The following is a 15,707-nucleotide window of genomic DNA, read 5'->3' on the forward strand; positions in this document are numbered from 1 at the left end:
CACCAGCACACCCACCGACACCTGCTCCGGTGTCACCGTCGAAGCCACGAACCGTGACCAAACCACCGCCCGGCCCACCGGCACGCCGGACACGTCCGACCGTTGTGACAACCAAAGATCAATCTAAGCTAAACGGCATTGAACCATAGGATGGGCGTGACAGGACCGATCCGGAGGCGGCGGAGGGGATGTCCGGTGGTGCGGCGGTTCAACACGGCGGGTCCGTGCCGCCCTGACTTCCACTACATGGTCCCGGCGTTGTCACGGCTGCCGCAGGCGCCCGGACTAATGGTAGTTCGTTGGATCAAGGGTGTGGTGGGTAGGTCTGTGTTGTTGGTTGTCTCCGAGGCGAGAAGGCCTGACGATGACCAGACGTTTGCCCTGCCCGCCAGCACCAGGGCCGTTGGAGGACTACGCAGCCCGGTTCGACGAGGTGTTCTCGGCGCTGGGTCAGCGGCGGGGGTTTCGGGAGTACCTGACCGGGCTGCTGGCTCCGCGGGACCGGAACAAGACGTTGACCTGCCTGGCGGGCGCCGAGCCGATGGTGGGCGCGGGGCATCCGGCGGTGCAGCGGCTGCAGTTCTTCCTGTCGGAGTCGGTGTGGGACCCGGAGAAGGTCAACACCCGGCGGGTGGAACTACTCCAAGCCGATCCACGCACCGCCGCGCACCCGGACGGGGTGCTGGTCATCGACGGCTCCGGGGACCGTAAGGACGGCACGGCCACCGCGCATGTGGGCCGGCAGTGGCTGGGCCGGTACGGCAAGACCGACAACGGCGTGGTCACGGTCAGCACCCTGTGGGCAGACGAACGTGTCTACTATCCGCTGCACGCCCGCCCCTACACCCCTGCCCATCATTTCCCGCAGGGGAAAGGCGATCCGGGTTTCCAGACGAAGCTGCAGATCGCGGCCGATGTGGCCCGCCGGGCCGGGGTGGCTTTCCGGGCGGTGGTGGCCGACTGCGCCTATGGCGACCATGGCGGGTTCCGTGCCGAGCTGACCGGGGCGGGACTGCCGTTTGTCATGGCCCTCAAACCGCACCGGGGAACCTGGGCTTACGGCCCCGACGCGCATACCCCGGTGGACGCCGCCCGGCAGCTGACCTGGCACGGCCCGGACGATCCCGGGGACTGGACGGCAGTGACCCGTGCCTTCCGGGACGGGCACACCGCAGAGCCTCCGCCCGCCCCCGTGGCCGGACCTGTCCGCGGAAAACCCGCTCAGACGTGCGCTCTCGGCGTGGGCGAGGACGTGTCCGCGACCGCTGGTGCTGTTCTTCGACGAAATCGACGCGCTGCGCGGCCAGAGCCTGATCAGCGTGCTGCGCCAGCTCCGGGCCGGCTTCAGTGAGAGGCCGGAGTCGTTCCCCGCCTCTGTGGCGCTCTGCGGCCTGCGGGATGTCCGCGGCTATAAGGCTGCCTCGGGCGGGGACCCGTCCCGGCTGGGGTCGGCGAGCCCCTTCAACATCAAGCTGAAGTCGCTGCGGCTTGGTGACTTCACGCCGGACTTCGTGGGATCGGCCGCCGCGCCGGTGTCGAAAAGCATCGCTACCACCGCCCGGTCCGCCAAGTCGAGGATGTCGTCGGGCACAACGGCCGTACTGCCTCCCAGGAAGGCGAGCAGCGCGTCGACGACGGCTCGCGTGGCTGGCTCCTTGTCCACGATCTGGTGCAACCGCCGTACAAGAGGCTCCCGCGCGGCCTCGTCCCCCTCGCGCACCTGTCTCGCCACCCTGACGAGCGGGCGCCAGGCCTCCTGCAGCGCGGCGGTCTGGTACACGACGTCGTCGTCGAGCGCACGCGCCTCCTCAACAAGATCACGGGCATGCTGGTCGGCGCCGTCGCGTGGTCCGAGGCGGGATATGAGCTTCTCGAACTGTCTCGCCAGGCCGGGTTGAGTACGGTCGAGGGCCTCGGCCGTCGCATGGATCGTCTGATCACACCCACTGCCGCCGTCATGCAGGTCTTGAGCGCGAAGATCGAGGGCAAGGGCACGGATCCGCTCGGCGGAGATGCTCTCTCCACACAGGCGCCAGATCAGGAGGGCGGCGAGACGATGAACGACCGCCTCGGTGGTATTCCCGTTCGCCCGCCTCGTGGCATACGCGAGATTGAAATGGCTACGCGCGATGGCGGAGGCCACCTTCGCGCGATAACGAGTGGCGAGCGCGTCCCGAGCAAGATCCACGGCGCTCTCGAGACGTCCGGCTCGATCCTCGAGTTCGGCGAGTGCCGCCAGGACGTTCCCGACCCGAGGTATATCGCGTTCGGCATCGAAGATCCGCCGGCAGAAGAGCAGGGTCTGTTCCGCCTCCGCGGTTCGCCCAAGCCGCAGCAACGGACCGTAGCGGTTGAAGGAGACGACAGCCACCTCGTGCCTTCGCGCTCGGCGCCTGCGCAGGATCCGCAGGTGTTCGTCGACGGCCTCCAGCGCTTCCTGCCACTGACCCAGCGCGACGGACGAGCGGACCACCTCCGTGAGCAGGGAGCCGCGCACGTCGTCCGGGTGGACGGCCTCTGGCCGGGCGTTCTCCGAGCCGGTGGGCAGCTGCTCTCGAAGGCCCTGGAGAACGGCGTTGAGGGATGCGCTCCATCCGGCGCGGCTCGCCACCTCCAACCACGCCACGTCGAGCGCCAGCACGGTCCAGGGTCCCAGATTCGCCTGCCGAGCAAGGGCGCGCGCCTCGTCGGCGTGCCAGACCGCCTGGTCATAATGGCCGCGGTCACGCAGGACGGTGCTGATCGTGTGGTTGACCGCGGCACGCCGCCGCGTACCGCTGTGCGTATCCGCCGCGATACGCCGGAGGTCGGCCAGCGCACTGTCCGGTGTGCGCCGGGAGGTGACCGTGGCCCAGAGCGCCAGGGCAGCGTGCTCCGCGGCAGTGTCCTGACATATTGTCACGAGTTCGTCGACGACCGCACGCAGATAGGTGTCGGTCGGGTGAGAGGAGTCACGAGCCAGGCTCTCGCACACCTCCACCGCGACATGCGTGTTCCGTTGTCGCAGCAGATAGGGCAGCGCGTGCCGCGCCGTGTAAAGGATGGGCGCGAGACCGTCCTCGTCTTCGCGATTGCAGGCGAAGGCGAAGGCGGCATACCAGAAGGCGCCGAATTCGACGTCCACGGCGCCCGCCGGAATTCGCCGGCCGCGAGCCGCACGGACGACTGCGGGATGGACCCGGTAGACATGATCCGTTCCGGCCGTGGGCGGTTGGACGAGGCCGGCGCGGACAGGCAGCGCGAGAGCCTCCATCAGGTCGGGCACCTCGGCGTCGGGAAAGTGCCGCTCCCACAGATCGGGCCAGTTCACCACGAGCACGGGCTCGCGGCGATCATCCTGCTCGACCGCCGCCAGGTAGTCCAGCGCGACCGCGCTCGACGGTGCCCTCGCGAGGAGGGCACCCGCCCAGGCCTCGACGGCCGCGTTGGCGGCGGCAACGGGCTCATCGCCCCTTGCCTCTTCGCCGGAGGTGGGAAAGGCCGGCCCGCCCGCCCGCCGCGCCGCGTCCGTTGCGAGGGTGTCCAGAATGCGCAGCAAGCCAGGATGACCAGCCGCGTCCGACTCGGCGGCGCGCGCTGCCTGGGCCACCGTCGCGGGTAGCTGGTCACGCCGCCTCCGCAGCGACCCGAAGCCGGGCAGTTCCCGGATGAGTACACCCGCCTCGCCATCGTCGAGCGGAAACAGTGTCTCGACCATGGAGGAGTGCGCCGGGCAAAGTACAGGTAGAACCGAGGACGCAAGGAGCAGCCGCACACCGGGGCGACCGGAGATACCGTTCAACGCCTCCAGCCAGCGGTGGTCGAGCCATGCGCCCGTCTCGTCAAGCAGGGCTTCGGCATTGTCCACGCACACGACGACATCGCCGGCGGGTACCTGCCTCAGTGATGGGACGGGAGCGTTGCGCGCCTCCCCCGCGTCCCACCACACCACCGGCATGCGCTCGGCAAGCAGGTCGTGAGCGGTCTCCAACAGCATGGTGGACGTGCCGACCCCCGGCATGCCGGTGAAGAGGATCAAAGATCCCGGGGGGGCTCCGCCGTCGAGCCTCCGACGGACGCGCCGCATTGCCGCCGTTCGGCCCACGAAGATCTCCGGCTGTGGCGGAAGAGCTGCGCTCCCGACCGTCCGCAGAGGGCCGGCGGGTGTGGTGGGGCTGCTCGGGGAGCAGCGGGCCGTACCGGGACGGGCGCGGAGCTGGGCTGGTGGGAGGACCACCATCGGTGCGCTGCAGCGGAGTGCTTGGGACACGGAGGAGAGCGATGGCGGTGCCTGCTCGCCGAGCCGGGCAGCAGTCTCGGCAGCGCGGTCGACCGGCTCGCCCAGAACAAGGTTCTGCAACAGCGCGCGATGGTACGACCGGGCGAACGCGTCGTCGACAGGAAAGCGGAACGCGACGACAACAGCATCGAGGCCGACGGCCAGCTCCACGGCGAGCGGGGGCTTTTCACGGTGGGGACCGGTGGTGGCCCGCCCGGCGAGCGCGCACGCACCCAGGGCCAGCACCGAAAGGCGACCGCGGAGGGGACCGAGGATATCCATCAGGGCGTGCCGGTCGAGCAAGTCCGGGGCCCCGGTCTCGTCCTCGACGAACAGTCCGTCCGGTGACCCGTGCCCGGCAAGATGCACGACGTTGAATCCACCAGCACCGGCGAGGGACCGGCTGACCGCGTCGGCCAGCCGCCGACGCGTCACGCCGTTGTGCATCATCGTGAGGTCGTTCGGCGTGACCCGCGAGGCGCGCAGCATCTGTTCGAGCTCCACCCGCTCCTGGCGTGACGCGAGTGGTGGAAGGCCGTCCGGCGAGGCGAACGCGGCCAGTATCCGTGGCCGCCCCGCCGCGAGCGATGGAGTGCCGAAGTCGGTGTCGATGGCTGACGCGCCCGAGGTGTCCGACGTGCCGGAGATGTCTGAGGTCTCTGCGGTGTCGACCGGCGTCCACACCATGGTCACGCCGGCATCCACCAGTCTCGTCTCCCCGATCCGGGCAAGTTCAAGGGGCAGCCCGGCGAGTTCCTGGTCGGCGGCAGCAAAGCAGATGCACACGGTCACCGGGGCGCTCTCGAGCAAGCGTCGCCCGACGCCGTCCAGGAGCACCTCTCCTAGCCAGGCTCCTACTCTGTCGGCTCTTCGTCGGGCCGCACCAGTCCGGACCGCGGGCGCGGCGGGTGCGATCTGCCACCACAGGCGTTCGCCGAGGCGTGTCGCTTCGCGCAGCCGCACACGCTCCGCTGCCAGGTCGATCTCCTGCCGGGCGATCGGATGCCCGTCGCCGTCGAGGAGCAACGCACGGACCGCCCGCCCCGAGTGTTCGAGGCGCAAGGTGAGACGGGTGGTGGTGCGGCTGATCGCGGGCGTCGGACGGACCGAACGATGTGCCGCCATCTGACCTCGACCTCCCTCGACCGGCTGTGCAAGGCTTGTCTCGACACTTCCGCGACCATCATCGCCTCCTGGGGAGGGACGAGTGAAGAAACCGGTAAACGACGGGTTCGAACCGCTGGGCGAAACCGATGACGAAGAATCGATGTTCGACGACGACAGGGAAACACGGGGGCCAGTCGTGATCAGCAATCCCGGGGTGCCACCTGACCGGATTCCCGACGCCGAGGTGCAGCCCGCGCCCCCACCCTCACCCCCAGGCTCCTGAGGGAGCCGGTGGCCGGCAGTATTGTTTCCAGTGCCTCCGACCAGCCTCGCGGCGCTCGTCATCTTCCTGCTCGTCACTGTTCCCGGCTATCTCCATATCCGGATCGTCGAGACGCGGAACGTCCGGCCTCCCCGCGGACAGCTCCTTGAAGTCGTGGACCTCGTATGCGTGGGTATCGGATCCAGCTGCCTGGCCTGCGGCGGCGTCCTGGGTCTGGGCCAGGTGCTGCCAGGAGTCTTCGTAAACCTGCCGGAGCTGGCCGCGCGGAATCAGCTGTATCTGACGGAACACCCCTGGCAGGCACTGCTGTCGGTGTTCTCCGCGCTCCTGCTCTCCGGGGCAGTTGCCACGGCCGCGGCATTTATGATCATCCGTGGCTTTCGGGCTCGGGTATCACCAGGATCGGTTTGGAACAGCGTGTTGACCAGGGTGGTTGCCGGCCGTCCGCCTTTCCTCTCGGTGGAGCTGGCCGACGGCCGCGTGTTCGAGGGATTCGTAGGCGCGTTCGGGTCGCACGACACATCTCTCACGGATGATCTCTGCCTGCAGGAGCCGCTCTTCTCTCGCTCACCAGACCGTACGAAACGTCGCGAACTACCCGGCAGTCACCTGATTATTGCTCGAAATCAAATTGTGACAATACGCGCCCGGAATATTCCTCCTACTCCGTGAGCGTCTGACCACCGGAGCAGCCCGGCGGGCCACGGTAGACCGTGGACCTCGCCCGCAGACCCGGGCGCTCAGGCGATGGCGTCCCCCGCCGGGTTGCCACCGCAGCCTGCCCAGTCGGTCAGGAGGCGGGGGGTCATCCTGATGGCCGAGGCGATCAGGCCGTTGTCCGCCGGTTGTTCGGTCAGGCACTGGCGCACGGGGGTCGGCCGGTGGAGGTCACCACGGACAAGACGCCAGTCTGCCCGCGACTCCTCGACGAGCTGCTGCCCGGGGAGAACGTGAGTTCTTCCAACCAGTCGCGTAGTGCGGGGTCCGCGCCGTGCATCTCATCGCCGGCGACCTGAGCCTGTCACGATTTCGGCTCTGGCTCACTGGCGGTGGTGACGCCGGGTAGCAGGCATCACGATCCGTCAGGTATACGGATTCCGTCAGGTATACAAACTCGTTCAAAGATGGCGGGGTTCGAGGCCGTCGCCGCTTCTGGCGGACAGCATGATCGTCGACCGGAGCCACTTGTGTATTGTCGGGTTTGAGCCGGAGCGCCCTCCCTCGCGCTGCCACTCGTGCGACTATCGGTATTTTGTTAGATCAAGGTGGGAGGTAGAGACGCAGACCGTGACCGGCGGCGACTGCGTCCAGTGGTGCTTGGAAGTCAGTGGCTGGGGGCGCCGGTGACCAGGCCTGCCACCAGTGGCGAAACCCGAGCCAGAGAGTCAGCCAGCCACGCACCGCGCGCAGCGCTGCTGGCCATGACGGCGGGGTAGGCGGGCTGCTGGTTTCCGTTCCCCTCGGCGCCGCCCCGCTGGCGGTATTCGAGGGGTCGAACGCGTCGCGCTGCGCCCGCTCCCCCCGGACCGTGCGTGGCTGCCCGCTGGTCGACGGCGAAAGTCGGCACCGACAGACACCATTGGACGAAGATGGACATTAGTGATGGTACTTACTGTTATCATTCCGTAGCATGATCAGTATGCCTACTGGATGAGCGCGGATGACCTGGGCAGACGTCGCGAAGGCCGAACGTGACCGGCCGGAGGCGACAGCCGGGAGCCCCAGCCAGGGGTCCGGCACGAGCGGGGCGGCGTGGCGCCACGCCACGATGCGCTGGTCGCAGTGGGCGGATGCCCCGCGTCAACTTGGCCTCGCCATGCTGGCCGTGGTGGTCGTTCTTGCCCTGGCAGCCGGCGCGACCGCGGCCGTCTTATCCACGCGTCATGCGGCGCTGCGGACGGCGAGCGAGCGGACCGGGTTCCTGATCGACGCCCAGCGGGTCCGGGCGGACCTGTCCTTCGCGGACGCCAACTCGGCGGCACTGGTGTTCGACGAGATCACCCTGGACCTTGGCCTGGTGACGGGCAAGCCGGCGCGCGACGCCTACGACCGGGGCCGGACTCAGACGACGTCGGTGACCAACAGCCTCGCCGACGCCGCACGGACGATCTCCAGCCTCCATCAGCTCGGCCATCAGCCCTGCCCGCAGCCGCGCCGGTCCCCAGCCCCAGCTACGGGCGCCGGTATCGGCGCCGACGCGAGCATCTCAACCGGCACGGGCACCGGCACAGCCAGAGGCATCAGCGCCGGCGCCACGTCCCGCTGTGAGGGGACCCTCCTCGACGCGCTGCAGAGCTACCTTCCCACCTACGTCGACCTGGTCGCGACGGCGCGGGCGGACAACCGCAACGGGCAGCAGGTGGCCCAGGCGTACCTCAAACGCGCCTCCGAGCTGATGCGGGAGTCGATCACCCCGGTCGCGGACCAGCTGGTGGCCGTGGCCTCCGACGACCTCACCCGGCAGACCCGCCGGGCCACCGACGCCGCAGCCGTGGCGGTCCTCGCGGTGTTGCTGGGCGCCGGGTGCCTGACAATGCTCGGCGTTCAGGTGCTGCTGTTCCGGCGGACCAACCGGATCCTCGATCTGCGGGCGCTCGCGGGCGCCGCCGTCCTGTTGGTGGCAGTCACCGCGGTGTTCACCGGGGCGGGAATAGAACGATCCCGAGTCATTGCCGCCGGGGAACACGGCTATGCGCCCACGACGCTGCTCACCCAGGCACGATCGCTGATTCTACGCGCGCACGCGGACGAGAACCTCTCTCTGATCTCCCTGAATGACGCCAACCCCTATGAAAAGAACTTCGACGACGCGGTCCGCAGCCTTGGCTACCGGCCGAATGGTGATCCGCTGCCCCGGGGCAGCCTCGGCGACGGGCGGCAGGGAGCACTCGTTGCCGCCCTCGCCCGGCTCCCGGCGGCTGACCGGCAGGCCGTGACGGACAACGTCACCGGATGGCTGCACGCCCACGCCAGGGTTATCCGCGTGCTGGCCAATCCGGATGCCTCGCCGGAATCGACGCCGGGCCGCCAGGACGGTGGGAAAAGCGCGCCGAACTACCTCGCGAACGCTGCCCAGTTGACAGTGGATGGCGAAGAGCCCGCCTTTGCCCAGCTGGACAACCAGCTTGCCGCCATCGTCGACCAGCACCAGAAAGGCTTGCGTGCACGGATGAACGCAGTCTCGCCGCCGCTGGACTGGCTCGGGTGGGCCAGTGTCCTGGGCATGGTCGTGGCAGCCGTCCTCACGCTGACCGGGATCTGGCGCAGGCAGCGGGAGTACGCTCGGTGAGGCGACCCGGCAGTGGGGCCGAGCGGCCCGCACCTGGCACGTCCACCGGTGCTGCAGGAACTCGGCCTTCCCGAGAGCAGGCCCGTGCCCGCGTCAGCGCCACGGGTAGACGGCGAGTCGGCGGGCGTGCCCACCTTCTCGTCAGCCTGGCTGTGGCGCTGCTGGTGGCGGCCGGCTGTTCCACCGCCGGCCTCTCCCTGCCGCCGGACGCGCTGCCGTCACCGGCCGCGTCGGCCAGCGCCGCGCCCACGGGGCCCGGCGCAGCGGCCGCGACCAGCCCACCGGACCGATGCGCGGACGGCCGGCCGGTGCGGTCGAGCGTGGCTCCACTGACCCCGATGCCGGCAGCTGGCGGCGCGATGCCCGCAGGCTCGCCCATGGAGAAGATCAGGCGCCGCGGGTTCCTGCGGGTCGGTATCGGCGTGGACGACCCGCCTTTCGGCTCGATGGACTGGCGGACACTGCAGCTCGTCGGTTTCGACGTCGACCTGGCAAAGGCGGTCGCCGTCGCGCTCTTCGGGACGGCGACGAATACCGTCCATTTCCAGGCCGTCGATTTGGGAGACCGTCCGACGGTCCTGAACATCCAGAAAGCCGCCGTGGAGCCGGCCGACGACATCGTCGTCGACACATACACGATCGCCTGCGACCGCAAGGAGGACCAGAAGAATCCGGTGAGGTTCTCCGGCGTCTACTACGAGTCGCATCTCGGGCTCCTGGTACGCCGCAACGCGGGCTTCGGCAGTATCGCGGACTTGGCCGGCCACACCGTCTGCACCTCGTCCGACAGCACCTCGTATGCCAAGCTGAAAGGCCTGGCCTGGCTCAGCCGCGGGGTACGCACGCGCGATTCCGCCGCAGGCTGCCTGGTCGCGCTCCAGCGCGGTGAGGTCGACGCCATTGCGACTGACGACGGCATCCTGGCGGGTATGGTCGCGCAGGACCCGCTGCTCACCCTGGTGCCGAACGCGTTCGACCAGGCTCTCGGCTCCGAGCTGTCCCTTCTCGACGAGCCGTACGGGATCGGGACTCCGGTCAGTTATGGCGACCAGTTCGTCGCGTTCGTGAACGGGGTCCTGCGTGCGTACATGGCTTCCGGCGGCGGGTGGGACAGCAGCTACCACCGGTGGCTCGCGCGCCTACCGGGACCCGGCCGGAGTCCCCTTGCCACCGACCGCGGGTGGCCCGCCGAAGGTGACGGCCGCTGATGAGCCACCGGTCTCCAACACGGGACGACGCAAGACAGCCGAGCGGCCGGCATCTGGCTGGTGTGGCCGGCAGCCGGCACCGGCAGAGCCGGCGAGGATGGAAGGCCAGCGGGGCTGGCGGGTTGGGAGGCGGGGAGGTCAGGAAGGGAGCTGGCGCACCGTGATACGGGTCCAGGCGCCGACGAAGATCCGATCCCCGCTGCGAACCGGCACGGGCTGCCCCGCCGGCAGCGGCACGCGCCCGTCGTTGAGCCGGGTGCCGTTGAGTGAACCTCGGTCGACGAGCTGATAGGAGCCGTCCGCTACCTGCTCGAGAACAGCGTGGTCGACCGAGACGCCCTCATCCTCGACCGGCGCCGACAGATCGATCACCGTGGGGCCGGCAGACCGGTTACGCCGGCCGATGAGGACACGTCGCCCCCGCAGCGGGACGGCCCTGGCCGGGAACGTGGCCGGGAACCGCGTCCCGTCGGCCTTGCCGTCGTCGAAGTAGGCCCGGTCGGCCTCGACAAGTGCCTCCCATCGCGCCACCGTCGCGGAATGGGGGACCAGCCGCAGCGCGGCCGGCATCCGGCCGGTCGCGAACTCACAGCGGCAACGCAGGCAGAAGCGGTCGGCTGCCGTCCGCCGGCCCCCGCAGTGGGGGCATGCACCACCCGGCCGCCGGCCGCCGGCGCCGGACGGCACGGTGACCGGGTCATTCGTCACGTTCCACCCCGCGGGTCCAGGCCGAGCGGAGCAGAGCCACCTGCGCCTCGTAGTCATGCAGGTCGGACCGCAGGACGACCGCTCCCCGCGCCGCGTCCTCAAAGATCACCAGGGTCCGCAGCAGATCGAGTTTCCTCTCGTCGCCTGCAGCGTGCGCAAGCCGGACGGCCCTTTCCAGGTGATCCAGGGCGGCAGAAAGATCGCCTGACCGCAGTGCTCGCACGCCGGCGTTGATGGCCTCGCCCAGCTCCGTCTGCCCCTTCGACTTGGCGAGCGTCCGGCTGGTCTGGGTGTAGAGAGAGTAGTCGTCGGTCCAGTGGGCGAGGATGTGCTTGCTGGCCAGAACGACGTCGCCCCGCACGAGGTCGACGCGTCCGGCCCGGCTGGGCTTGTCCTCGGCGACGGGATCCAGTCCGCCGATGCCGATCTGGTACTCCCGGACCTCCTGCCCCCAGGACCCGGCCGGAAAGGCTGTGGTGCTGCCATCGACCGGCTTGCCGCGGTCGGTCAGGTCGTCGATGGTCGGATGGACCTGCCGCAGCTGGCGCAGCCGCGCCCGGTAGGGCAGCCAGACCCGCAGGCTGGTCTCGGCCACCTGCCGGCTCGCCGCCTCCCGCGTGATCGCCAGGAAGTCCTCCTCGAGCTGCTCGAGCCGGGGGATGTCCAGAGCGGTGCCGAGCAGTGTGCTGGCGATAGCCGTCAGCTCGTCGGCCACCCAGCCCTCGCCGATCCCCCGGCAGTCGCAGCGGAAGTTGCCCTCGCAGTCATGCAACGCCTGCCTGAACGCTTCGGCCGGCTCGGACTCGTTCTTCCCGTCGGTCAGCAGGATTGCCTGACGGATGGTCGCCGGTGACCGGCTCAGCAGGGTGTTGGTTAGCGTCAGCCATCTACCGATGGCCGTGCCGCCGTCCGCCGCGAGCTTGCAAATGGCGGCGGTGGCGGCCTGGACGGTCGGCGGGGAGGCGACCGCGAGCCCCGACTCCGGGTAGATCTGCCGTGCGGCGGCGGTGCCGGCGATCAGTGCGAAGGAGGTGCCCTCACGCAGGGCGGCGATGACCTTCACCGCCGCTCGTTTTGCCTCCACAAGCTTCTTGGACGGATATCCCATTGAGCCGGAGGCGTCCACGATGATCACCAGGGCATGCTCGCTGCCCGATGTACCCAGGTCGTTCCCCGTCCCTGTGATAGTCACGAGGGCGTCCACGTCGGTCGCGTCGAGCGGGAGATAGGGGTCCTGATAGAGGTCGAACGTGAAATCAATCATTGAAGCCTCCTGACGGGCCTGGCCCATCGGCCGGCTCCGCTCCGATCCGCACTGTCCCGACCGGCCCTTTCTGAGCCGCCTCGTCCCGAGCGGCCGCGCCCTGATCTGGTCACGTCCAGGTCCGCGGCCGGACCTGGTTCGCCAGCGTGACGAACCGCACCCGGTCCTGCCTGGTGGTCGCCAGAGCGGCGCGCAGCCGCAACAGCCGTTCCTGCTCCAGGCTCAGCGCCCGGGCGTGCAGTTCGATCCCGAGCACGGTGTCGGGCAGCTTCTCCTCATCCGGCGTCTCCCCGTATGGCGGCTCTGTTCTGCCTGCCGACGCTTCTGTCGCCGCCCGCGCCCGTCTGTTTACCCACGCATCTCTGTCTGCCCTCGACGCCCTGTCCGCCCGCGCGTGCCCGGCTGCCGGCTCGTTCCTGACGGGGCCATCGGGGCCGTCGGGGCCGTCAGGGCCGACCATCTGGGCGGCTGCCCCCAGCACCGCCAGGCGCAGGGCATACCGCTGGTCCTGGCTGATCTCCGGCTCGGCATCCGTCAGCACCTTGCCGGCCCGCCGCACCGAGGCTGCGGTGGGAGCACGGCCGGACCCAACTTCGACCAGAATCTCGATCATGCGGATCCGAGCGGTGACGAACGCCCGCGAGCTCGTGGGAACCCGCGCATAGGCGTCCACCCGCTCGGACGGGTCATCGCTGCACCGGGCGAGCGCGAACGCGGCGCCGGCTATCGACGGGTCAGTGCCCGACACGCTGTCGAACAGCCGCGCGGCCACCGTCAGATCCCCGGCACGTTCCAGGGCGAGACCAAGCGCAAGACGTGGCATCAGCTCACCCGGCACCTGTGCGTAGACCCAGTCGAAGTGCTCCCGGGCACCGCCCGCGTCGTCGGCCGCCAGCGCGGCGAGCCCCTCGTACCAGCGGACACGCCATTCCCGGGGGTGCTCCGTCCGGAGCACTTGCAGCTGATCACGAGCCCGGTTCAGCCGCCCGGCGTCGATCTCGGCCCGCACCCGGCGCAGCTTCACCTCGATGGTCTGTGGCTGGAATTCCTCGAGGCGGTCGGCCAGGTCCGCCGGAGAATGCCGGGCGGACAGGGCGTCAAGGCCGGGGGCCGCCGGATCGTCCGGATCGACGCGGAGGCTGGCTAGGAGCCCGGCGCCTTCCTCCACCCCTACCGCTGGGGGCGCCGGCGCGAACCATCGGCTGACCATCGGCCCGCGCGCGGGCGCCTTCTCGTCGACCGCGACGATCTCGTGCAGGACGCCGACGAGCTCCTCGGCCAGCTCCTGTGTACTGCCAAAACGGTCCTCCGGCCGACGCGCCGTCCCCCTGCGCAGCAGGCGGTATAACGAGTCGAACCGCTCAAGCGTCCGGAACGGGCCGGGGCCGGGGGGCGGCAAATCGTGCCGGTGTCTCCCGGTGATGTCCCAGGACAGGCCCAGCATCAGCACCGCGAGCGTGCGGCACGCCGCATACACGTCGGACGCGACGCTCGGGAAGGCGGGCTTGACTCCGCCACGATGCCGAGAATCATCAATCTCCGGTGACCGGAAACCGGGGGTGCTCAGATAGCCGGACGCCGTGTCTCCGATCCGGCGGGCCCCGCCCAGATCGATCAGCGTGACGTTCTCCGACGTCGCCATGATGTTGGCCGGCTTCAGGTCGCAGTAGACGAACTGGTACCGGTGCAGGTGTTCCAGCGCCGGCAGCAGACGCAGGACGTACCGGACTGCGTCGGCAGGTGCCAGGGTGCCGCCGGCGTCGCGCATGCAATGCGCCAGCGAGCGGCCCCGGACATAGTCCATGACGATGTAGTCGGCGCCGTCGTGCACGACGAAGTCCCGGATCTTCACGATGTTCGGATGGGACACCGCGGTCAGCGAGCGGCGCTCGTTCTCCACGGCGGCACGGGCCTGTGGGTTCGCCGTGTCCAGCAAGCCCTTCACCGCTACCCACGACTCGACCAGCTCGTCACCAAGATGCAGGTCGAGCGCGGCGTAGACCCAGCCCTGACCACCGTGCGCGAGCGCGCCCGCGATCTGGTAGCGGCGGGCGATGACGTCGCCCGGACGGAGTTTCACGGTGAACGAGTAGTGATGGCTGCAGTTGTTGCAACGGCCCTCCAGCTCCTGCGGGCCGCCGCTCTCGCCGGCCACGCTGTGGCCGCAGTGGCCGCAGCGACGCAGCGACGCAGCGACGGTGGTGTTCGCGAGCAGCGCCGGACGGCCGCTTTCCGGCAGGCCAAGCAGGGGTGGCAGGGCGAAAATAGTGTCCCTGTGCGTCGAGCCACGTGACCCGCCCGAGCCCGTCGACCCGCCCGAGCCCGTCAACCCGCTCAGGCCCGTCGACCCACTCAGGCCCGTCGACCCGTCCCACGCCGTCGACTGGTCCGAACCGGCCGGATCGCGCTGCAGATGCGGGCTCCGCGAGGCAGTACCGGTGGAGCCGGCTGGGGCCGGCGGTCGTTTCTTGACTGGCGGGGGGTCCACGGCCGGTGGGGGCTCGACGGTCTGCGCGGGGTGACCGCAGACGTCGCATATCCCGTCGGCATCGATGACCCCCGTGCCCGAGCAGTTGGGGCGACGGCACCGCTGCACGGGACCGGACGGGACGTTGGTCATGTGTCCTCCATGGCGCTCAGCGCGGCGCGCTCAGTGCCCGCGCGTACTCAGCGATGCGCTGCTCGGCCGCGTCGAGGTCGACCGGCCTGTCCTGGAGGGCTGCGCGCGCCGCGGTGTGTAACTCCGACAAGGGGGCCGACTCGAGAAACCCGAGCTGGCCGGCCTTCGCCCGGTACAGTCGCAGCCGGCTGCGTAGCTCCCGGAAGTGCGTCTCGGGCGCGGAATTGGCCTCGAGCAGGCGCTCGACCTCCTGGGCTGCCCGCGCCGCGTACTGATGCCACGCCCGCGCGCCGATCAGCGCGTCGACGGTGCGCCCCTGCCGCACGGCCGCCTGCAGGTCCGCGAGCCAGGGCCGCAGGCCGCAGCCCGCGTCGGTCAGCCAGTCCGGGTCAGCCAGCGCGAGCAGGCCTCTCGGTTCCAGAAAATGGTCCAGTGCCTCCTCGGCCTGCTGCGCCGCCCTGCGCAGATCCGACTCAAGCTGCTCGAGGATCCGAGGTAGCGCCGCCACCTCGTCGGCAGCGCGTTCAGGCACGCCGGTGGGCTCCCCATCAAGATCACCCTCGGCGGCCACTCCCTCGGCAGACCACACCGGCGGGCCCGGCGCGGCGGGACGGGTGACCAGGACGCACTCAGCCGGGTCGTACTCGCTGAGGACATGCATCTTCTGGCCGGGGAGTCGGTACTCCGCCGCGATGGCGTCGATGGTCGCCTGCATGACGACCCGGAATTCCTCGAGCGTCGCTGCGCCGTGCACGTCGCCGATCGCTAAGCTCAACGCCCGGGACAGCACACTGAACGCTTTAGGGCTGGGGGTGAACCAAGCCCGCTCGCCGGGACCACAGGGGCGGATTCAAGCGGTCATAGCGACGCATGCTTCGCCAGCAAATCGTTGAAGACTTCGACCGGCTTCGCCCAGCCCAACGTCTGCCGCGGCCTTCCGTTCAGCTGTTCGGCCACCTTATCAAGCTCG

At 69.6% G+C, this 15,707-nt stretch carries 10 protein-coding genes and 1 pseudogene; 6 read left to right on the forward strand and 5 right to left on the reverse strand.

The genetic code is table 11. From position 1 onward, the window contains the following. Positions 1 to 364 precede the first annotated feature (364 nt). Positions 365 to 1,351, forward strand: a complete 987-nt coding sequence (locus NBZ85_RS14685; protein ID WP_261560457.1) for an IS701 family transposase — start codon at positions 365 to 367, stop codon at positions 1,349 to 1,351. Positions 1,352 to 1,408: 57 nt separating this feature from the next. Here the strand turns inward: NBZ85_RS14685 and NBZ85_RS14690 are convergent, their stop codons facing one another. Further along, positions 1,409 to 4,018 (reverse strand): hypothetical protein, encoded by a 2,610-nt coding sequence (locus tag NBZ85_RS14690; protein WP_261562069.1) that lies wholly within the window; start codon positions 4,016 to 4,018, stop codon positions 1,409 to 1,411. Positions 4,019 to 4,240: 222 nt separating this feature from the next. On the opposite strand from NBZ85_RS14690, the gene NBZ85_RS14695 reads away from it, so the two are divergent. The 5 genes and pseudogenes from NBZ85_RS14695 (at position 4,241) to NBZ85_RS14715 (ending at position 10,145) form a co-directional block, all read left to right on the forward strand. Then, complete coding sequence (locus tag NBZ85_RS14695) at positions 4,241 to 4,606, forward strand: hypothetical protein (protein ID WP_261562070.1); 366 nt, start codon at positions 4,241 to 4,243, stop codon at positions 4,604 to 4,606. A 1,072-nt stretch (positions 4,607 to 5,678) separates the two neighbouring features. Further along, positions 5,679 to 6,320: a DUF6338 family protein gene (locus NBZ85_RS14700; protein WP_261553644.1), complete on the forward strand. Its 642-nt coding sequence runs from the start codon at positions 5,679 to 5,681 to the stop codon at positions 6,318 to 6,320. Between the two features lie 146 nt (positions 6,321 to 6,466). Further along, positions 6,467 to 6,589 (forward strand): annotated as a pseudogene (locus NBZ85_RS14705) (IS6 family transposase); the annotation flags it as partial. A 719-nt stretch (positions 6,590 to 7,308) separates the two neighbouring features. Beyond that, entirely contained in the window at positions 7,309 to 8,937 is a 1,629-nt protein-coding gene (locus NBZ85_RS14710) for a GlnX family signal transduction membrane protein (RefSeq protein ID WP_261553643.1), read from the forward strand. Positions 8,938 to 9,314: 377 nt separating this feature from the next. Then, positions 9,315 to 10,145 carry a transporter substrate-binding domain-containing protein gene (locus NBZ85_RS14715; RefSeq protein WP_261553642.1) on the forward strand — a complete coding sequence of 277 codons (831 nt, stop codon included), beginning with the start codon at positions 9,315 to 9,317 and terminating at the stop codon, positions 10,143 to 10,145. Between the two features lie 138 nt (positions 10,146 to 10,283). On the opposite strand, the gene NBZ85_RS14720 is transcribed toward NBZ85_RS14715, so the two are convergent. The 4 genes from NBZ85_RS14720 to NBZ85_RS14735 all read right to left on the reverse strand — a co-directional run bounded on the left by NBZ85_RS14720 (position 10,284) and on the right by NBZ85_RS14735 (position 15,512). Further along, entirely contained in the window at positions 10,284 to 10,853 is a 570-nt protein-coding gene (locus NBZ85_RS14720) for an FHA domain-containing protein (protein ID WP_261553641.1), read from the reverse strand. Then, entirely contained in the window at positions 10,843 to 12,117 is a 1,275-nt protein-coding gene (locus NBZ85_RS14725) for a vWA domain-containing protein (protein ID WP_261553640.1), read from the reverse strand. Before NBZ85_RS14725 ends, NBZ85_RS14720 begins: the two co-directional genes overlap by 11 nt. Before the next feature lie 109 nt (positions 12,118 to 12,226). Then, positions 12,227 to 14,737: a serine/threonine-protein kinase gene (locus NBZ85_RS14730; protein ID WP_261562071.1), complete on the reverse strand. Its 2,511-nt coding sequence runs from the start codon at positions 14,735 to 14,737 to the stop codon at positions 12,227 to 12,229. A 16-nt stretch (positions 14,738 to 14,753) separates the two neighbouring features. Beyond that, complete coding sequence (locus tag NBZ85_RS14735; protein WP_261562072.1) at positions 14,754 to 15,512, reverse strand: hypothetical protein; 759 nt, start codon at positions 15,510 to 15,512, stop codon at positions 14,754 to 14,756. Positions 15,513 to 15,707: the final 195 nt, after the last annotated feature.

The sequence above is a fragment of the Frankia tisae genome, assembly GCF_025403405.1.
Taxonomy (GTDB): domain Bacteria; phylum Actinomycetota; class Actinomycetes; order Frankiales; family Frankiaceae; genus Frankia; species Frankia tisai.

Coding starts and splice junctions, on each gene's coding strand:
- NBZ85_RS14685 (WP_261560457.1), top strand. CDS start 365: ATGACCAGACGTTTGCCCTGCCCGCCAGCACCAGGGCCGTTGGAGGAC.
- NBZ85_RS14710 (WP_261553643.1), top strand. CDS start 7,309: ATGACCTGGGCAGACGTCGCGAAGGCCGAACGTGACCGGCCGGAGGCG.
- NBZ85_RS14715 (WP_261553642.1), top strand. CDS start 9,315: ATGGAGAAGATCAGGCGCCGCGGGTTCCTGCGGGTCGGTATCGGCGTG.
- NBZ85_RS14725 (WP_261553640.1), bottom strand. CDS start 12,117: ATGATTGATTTCACGTTCGACCTCTATCAGGACCCCTATCTCCCGCTC.
- NBZ85_RS14730 (WP_261562071.1), bottom strand. CDS start 14,737: ATGACCAACGTCCCGTCCGGTCCCGTGCAGCGGTGCCGTCGCCCCAAC.